The organism is Erythrobacter fulvus, assembly GCF_028595285.1.
In the GTDB taxonomy this organism is placed as follows: domain Bacteria; phylum Pseudomonadota; class Alphaproteobacteria; order Sphingomonadales; family Sphingomonadaceae; genus Erythrobacter; species Erythrobacter fulvus.
Window position 1 is genome coordinate 1 of record NZ_JAQQXQ010000018.1, and the last position, 6,050, is coordinate 6,050.

At 56.9% G+C, this 6,050-nt stretch carries 4 protein-coding genes and 1 pseudogene; 4 read left to right on the top strand and 1 reads right to left on the bottom strand.

What is annotated here, in order from left to right:
* The 3 genes and pseudogenes from OIK40_RS14950 to wecB form a co-directional block, all read left to right on the top strand.
* A pseudogene (locus OIK40_RS14950) lies at positions 1 to 141 on the top strand (IS3 family transposase); the annotation flags it as partial.
* A 1,013-nt stretch (positions 142 to 1,154) separates the two neighbouring features.
* Positions 1,155 to 2,456 carry a UDP-N-acetyl-D-mannosamine dehydrogenase gene (gene wecC / locus OIK40_RS14960; protein ID WP_273679165.1) on the top strand — a complete coding sequence of 434 codons (1,302 nt, stop codon included), beginning with the start codon at positions 1,155 to 1,157 and terminating at the stop codon, positions 2,454 to 2,456.
* Positions 2,456 to 3,619 carry a non-hydrolyzing UDP-N-acetylglucosamine 2-epimerase gene (wecB, locus tag OIK40_RS14965; RefSeq protein ID WP_273679166.1) on the top strand — a complete coding sequence of 388 codons (1,164 nt, stop codon included), beginning with the start codon at positions 2,456 to 2,458 and terminating at the stop codon, positions 3,617 to 3,619. The genes wecC and wecB overlap by 1 nt, the downstream gene beginning before the upstream one ends.
* Before the next feature lie 274 nt (positions 3,620 to 3,893).
* Here wecB and OIK40_RS14970 read toward each other — a convergent pair whose 3' ends face one another.
* Positions 3,894 to 4,535, bottom strand: a complete 642-nt coding sequence (locus OIK40_RS14970) for a response regulator transcription factor (protein WP_273679167.1) — start codon at positions 4,533 to 4,535, stop codon at positions 3,894 to 3,896.
* Between the two features lie 174 nt (positions 4,536 to 4,709).
* On the opposite strand from OIK40_RS14970, the gene OIK40_RS14975 reads away from it, so the two are divergent.
* Positions 4,710 to 5,228, top strand: a complete 519-nt coding sequence (locus OIK40_RS14975; protein WP_273679168.1) for a hypothetical protein — start codon at positions 4,710 to 4,712, stop codon at positions 5,226 to 5,228.
* The last annotated feature ends 822 nt before the right edge of the window (positions 5,229 to 6,050 follow it).

Consider the following 6,050-nt stretch of genomic DNA (forward strand, 5'->3'; position numbering starts at 1 on the left):
CATTACAACACCGTAAGGCCGCACAGCTCCCTGGGCTATCGGCCTCCGGCTCCGGAAACGGCCACGCCGCCATGGCTGTCCTCCGGTTCCGCTCCGCTTCACCTCCGGTCAGCCATGGCGCCGGAGACAATCTTGCACTAACAATCAACACGGACCACTCAGTGGGGGCCGGTCAACCTGGTCGCAAAACCCTTTGGGTCGGTTGAGCCGTTTCTGTGGAGCGTTGAGTGCCGCCTTCTCGAGGAAGTGCAGCATCCGCCCGCAGCTGTGACCTTAGGCAATCCTGAAAGGCAATCCCTGCCTGAACGACGCCGGGATAGTATGCTTGGCTGTTGTTTGCATCTGTGCTGCGTTCGCGAAGTTCGAGGACCCTCCGCTCTTAAAGTGGGCTTCGACGTGCATCTCGAGCAAATCCGCACGAACTTCCCCAAGTGAACGCCAACAGGACTATGGTGGCAGGATGAAGCCTGGGCCGACTAGCAGACGAACCTCACCCGGCATTGAACCAAGCGCAACAAGCGCTGTTCGGTTCCTCGCGATCAGCGGTGGTCTTCGGCCTTGATCTTGTGCACCCGGCTGTTCCCGCCCGCGAGCTCGCGCAGACGCCGTAATTCCGATGGCATCAGCCCAGCGTCTTTCTTCTTCTAATTGAACTACGGCGCCTAGCTGACGCCTGCCTTGCAGGAGATTTCAGCAACAGCCGTTCCCTGTTCATACTGCCTGATGACGAACGCCTTCTGTGCGTCCTTGAGCTGTGATGCCGTCGTGCCGTAATTCCTAGCCCAGCTAAGGATGGCTACGGCGGAAATCTCTACCTGCAAATGGTCCAAAATTCAGATGGCAGAGCAACCAAATAGAAAACGCCTTCGCGCTGCTGACCCCGGTTGGGACACGCTTTGCCCACGCCGCCAACCGCGCGAACACCGCGCCAAACATCAACCAAACCTCGCAACTACAAGGATGCCCTTTAGCGCCGATAGAGCGGCGATTGAATGCCGATTGACAGTCCGACATGTTAGCAGGCCGTTTCGGTCGGCATCAGCCAGCTGCTGGTTTGCGCTGGGCCAGGACACAACCGTAAGTTCTTGGCAAGCCTAACGCGATTTTAAGGGCTTTGCGGCCATTGCGGTCTCTGCAACCGGGACGACAATTGCATGAACGCTCCTTTCAAAGCCGCTAACACGCTCGGCAAGACTGCAGGCGAGCATCGCGCGCCTGACTATGAGGTCGCGGTGATTGGCCTCGGCTATATCGGACTGCCCACCGCCGCGCTGCTTGCCTCATATGGCTGGAGCGTCTGCGGTGTCGACGTGTCGCAGCGCGTGGTCGACACGGTTAATGCTGGCGGGGTACACATCGAGGAGCGCGATCTCGATAAGCTGGTGCACGATGCGATTGCCGGACAGACACTGGTAGCCTCGACCGAAGTGCCGAGTGCCAGCTTTTACATGATCGCGGTACCCACTCCTCTGCGCGAAAACAACCAGCCCGATATTTCGTATGTCGAAGCTGCCGCTCGTGCGATGGCACCCAAGATCCAGCCTGGGGCCTGCGTGATCGTCGAAAGCACCTCGCCGGTCGGCACCACCGAACGCGTGGCCGAAATCATCGCCGAACTGCGTCCCGATATCGTTGTGCCACGAGATGGCACCACCGATGAGGCGGACATTGCGCTCGCCTATTGCCCGGAACGCGTGCTGCCGGGACGGATCGTCAACGAGCTGGTGCACAATGATCGCGTCATCGGCGGTGTAACCCCGGCCTGTGCCGAGCGAGCGGCGATGCTCTATACCAGCTTCGTGAAGGGTGACTGCCTCTACACGACCGCGCGCGTCGCCGAGACGGTCAAGCTGGTCGAAAACTCGTTCCGCGATGTGAATATCGCCTTTGCCAACGAACTCTCGATGATTGCCGATGTGATCGGTGTCGATGTTTGGGATGTGATCCGACTGGCCAACCGTCACCCGCGCGTCAACATCCTCCGGCCCGGCCCCGGCGTGGGCGGGCATTGCATTGCTGTCGATCCGTGGTTTCTTGTAGCGGGTGCACCTCAAGCAGCGCGGCTGGTGCGCACTGCGCGCGAGGTCAATGATCATAAAGCTGTTCACACCGAGGAACGCATCCGCGCGCTGATAGAGGCTTCGCCCGACGGCAAGGTTGCGCTGCTCGGCCTTGCCTTCAAGCCCGACATCGACGACTTCCGCGAAAGCCCCGCGCTAGAGATTGCCGCGGCCTTGGCCCACACCCACGGCGAACGCGTCCTGTTAGTCGAACCCTTCACCGAGGATCTGCCCGAAACGTTTGCCGAAACGGGCGCACGTCTGGTGACACTTGATGCGGCGATCAGGGCAGCCAAGATTGTGGTAGTGCTTGTTGATCACACCGCGTTCAGGCATCTCGCCCCCGCCGATCTGGCAGGCAAGCTGGTGTTCGATACACGGGGTATGCTGAAGTGATGTGCGAAGCTGGCGCGAAGCCGCGTATTCTCGTCACCTTCGGCACACGGCCCGAAGCAATCAAGATGTTCCCGGTGGTCGCCGCGCTGCAAGACACTGGCCGGTTCGATGTGAAGGTGGTGGTGACCGCGCAGCATCGCGAATTGCTCGATTCCGTACTGGCACTCGCCTCTCTCAGGCCTGACCTCGACCTCGACCTAATGGAGCCCGGCCAGTCACTGGACGGACTGGCGAGCCGGATCCTCACTCGCTTCGGGGAGGCGCTCGACAGCTTGCGGCCTGATCGTGTGCTGGTTCATGGTGACACCCTGACGACAATGATGGCTACCTTGGCGTGCTACTTCCGGCGGATTCCAGTGGGTCATGTCGAAGCTGGCTTGCGAAGCGGAGACATCTACTCGCCTTGGCCAGAGGAGGTGAATCGTAAGGTTACGGGAGTGGTTGCGGATCTGCATTTTGCTCCCACGAAGACGGCCGCAGCAGCTTTGCGCGCTGAGAGCGTTGACGAAAGATCCATACATGTCACCGGCAATACCGTGATCGATGCGCTACTATTTGCCCAAGCGAGAATAGCAGTCGATCCTGGCCTCGCACCAAAAATTGCGCCGCTTAAGACGCGCTTCAGTGGAAAGCGGATCATCGCTGTAACCGCCCACAGACGAGAAAATTTCGGTGCAGGAATGGAACAGATAGCACAAGGCTTGCAGCTCCTTGCCGCGCGCGACGACGTCGCGATCATCTATCCGCTGCACCCCAATCCAAATGTCGCCGAGGTCATGCGTCCGGCACTTTCGGGCCATGACAACATCGCTCTGATCCAGCCGCTCGATTACCTCGATTTCGTGGCGATGATGGCCGCCTGCGACATCGTCCTGACCGACTCAGGCGGAATTCAGGAGGAAGCCCCCAGCCTCGGCAAGCCGGTCTTGGTGATGCGTGATACGACTGAACGGCCAGAGGGCATTGCAGCCGGCACTGGCCGTTTGGTCGGGGCTGATGCGAAACGGATCGTGTGCGAGACTGCCAGGCTGCTTGATGATCCGGCCGCGTATAATGCGATGGCGCGGGCCCATAATCCTTACGGTGATGGCAGCGCCAGTCGCCGCATCGCGGATGTACTATTAGCGCAGGCGTTTTGTGACCCGGATGTGCATTCGAAGTGATTTTATCCCTCCGCTCCTATCGATATAGTGCTAGAATCATTGAGATTTTAGTGGGGTTGGAGGACGTAAAATTCGAATATTTCTTGGCTCGCAGTCGTTCCGCCTTTCTTCTCGACTGCAGATTATTTCTTTTCTTCACTCAATCTAGCGTACCTGGCGATATGAAAATCGTCCTATTCAAAATTAATAATATCAAGAAGGTTGCCTAATTCTTCAATGTAAGTGACTTGCGGAAGATGATGTGCCGATTTCATTGGTGCGCCTCATCCTATGGCTAGGAATAGTGTGACATCCGGCCGATTTCATGTTCAAGCTTTATCCGGATTGCATCGGCTGCATGTTTAGCCCCCAGCTTTCCCATCATATTGGCGCGGTGGATCTCGACTGTGCGCGGGCTGATATTGAGCTCCCTTGCGATTTCTTTATTCGAACCGCCGTTCGCGAGCGCGTCAAGCACTTCCCTTTCGCGACAAGACAGCGTCGCTAGCCGTGTTCGTGAATGCACCGTGCGTCGACGAATGTCGCTTACCGCTTTCGCTTCGTTCTTCACACGTGAAAGACATGCTGTGAGCCGTTCAGGATCAAGGGGCAAGGAGAGGTACTCAAGGGCGCCATCCTTTATCGCTTGCACGATCCTGCCCGGCGCCGGCTGAGAATCCATGGCGATCACCGGCAGCCAAATCCCAAGGTTTATAAGCCGATCGATTGCAAAGCCGATACCACCATCTTCCGGCCGATCTCTCAATAGGATGATTCCTGATCGGGGAGGGTGGGTGGCTAGCTCGTTAAAGTCGGCAAAGATCTCGCAGTGATAACCAAGCGATAGCCCCAACCGGAACAACTCAGCCCGGACATTCATGTCAGCTTCAACAACATGAAGCATAGCCTTGCTGGATAAGAAATCTTCGCTCTGCATCGTGTTACCCCTTTTCTGTGCGGAGCAACCTCGCATGGAAATCATGGTAAACGACAAATTACCGGCTGCGTATTTTCCCTTAAGCGTAAGCCATATGCATTTGCCCGCAGAGTCGCATTAGAGCTTAGTAAAGAACAGAATTGCCAAACTCCTTGAAAGATGAGGTGATTAGATTTGGCGTTCCGAGCACCCCTAATCCGTGAAGAGGCAGGCGACCATCGTTGCGAGGAGCGCTGGCGAGTTCAGCTTGGCGCGCGCAGGCTCGACGGTAAACCTTCAGACCAATTATTGACGATCCTTGATCTGTCATCTTCCGGCATGCTGCTCGAAACTGAACAGCCGCTAGGAACCGGGGCCTATCTGATTGTTGAAATGCCGGGCGAGATAACCAAAATTTGCAGGACTGTCTGGAACAGTGGAAAGTTCTATGGAGCCACATTTTCAGAGCCTATGAGCGATGTGAAGCTGCGAGACCTGATCAAGACAAGTTCAGTAGTGTGGCCGAAATTCGGTGCCGGAACACGACACATTTCGATCGATCCACCAATTCAACCAACGTCGCAGGAATTTGACGATACCCTTGTTGATGGCGACCACAAATTTAGCGGTGCTATCAGATTGACGATAATCATCGGTGTCAGCGCTGCTCTATGGATGTGTATCGGCGTGGGAGTCCTGCTCGCCCTTGGATGACTCTTGAAGTCCCACAGTCTATTGCGCCTTGAACTCATAAATTGACTTGGGGATTGGTGGCTTGCGTGTTCAGGCTTGTTAGTGCTGTTGAGGGTTGCTGCGGTGGCGGCTATATGAACTGACAGGCCGGTGAGTGGTTGATGAACTGCTGCTATCCGACATACTACGCAACTTTCCCCTGTCGATGATTGTTGAGTGCTTAAGGGCATTCAGTGGCGCCCCCCGCTCTCCGCTGGTCGATATCTCCTGGCGCCATGCTCTTTCGGCGACCTGCTGACCCCGTTTCGTCCGCCGCTGCAAAATTAGGGCGTGGGGTCGGTTGCTCCTTGCGGTTTCAGCCGGCGCGATCGTTATGATTGGATCCGACTATGTCCGCGTCGGCCACACGGTACGATAGGTAGAGAGAGATCCGACGATAACGGCATGGCACGTTCCGATGTCGGCCACGCGGGAAGGTTTAAACGCTCACTCTTGCTGATGATCGTGCCTTCGCGCGGCGCCTGACTGGTGGTCCGGTCCACGGGCCTCGCGAAGCCGCGCTTCTGCTGGAAGCAATCCTGAAGGAGGCAACCTTGCTCTGTGACGGCGTATGCGACAGCAACGCCATCCGTAAAGCTGTCGTTGGCAAGAACGTCTGGGCCAATATCTCCTCACGCTCCAACCATGGGCAGCGCTTTGTCCGCTCAGGCTGGCTTTTCCGACTGATCTGCCCCCTTCTGAGTGGCCCAATTTCTATTTTAGAATTGGTCACGAAGGAGGAATGGAATGGCAAGGAAGCACAGGCCGGAAGAGATCATCGGCAAGCTGCGTGAAGCGGAGATC

Bases quoted from the DNA above. Each gene is read 5' to 3' on its own strand.
- wecC (WP_273679165.1), top strand. From the start codon at position 1,155: ATGAACGCTCCTTTCAAAGCCGCTAACACGCTCGGCAAGACTGCAGGC.
- wecB (WP_273679166.1), top strand. From the start codon at position 2,456: ATGTGCGAAGCTGGCGCGAAGCCGCGTATTCTCGTCACCTTCGGCACA.
- OIK40_RS14970 (WP_273679167.1), bottom strand. From the start codon at position 4,535: ATGCAGAGCGAAGATTTCTTATCCAGCAAGGCTATGCTTCATGTTGTT.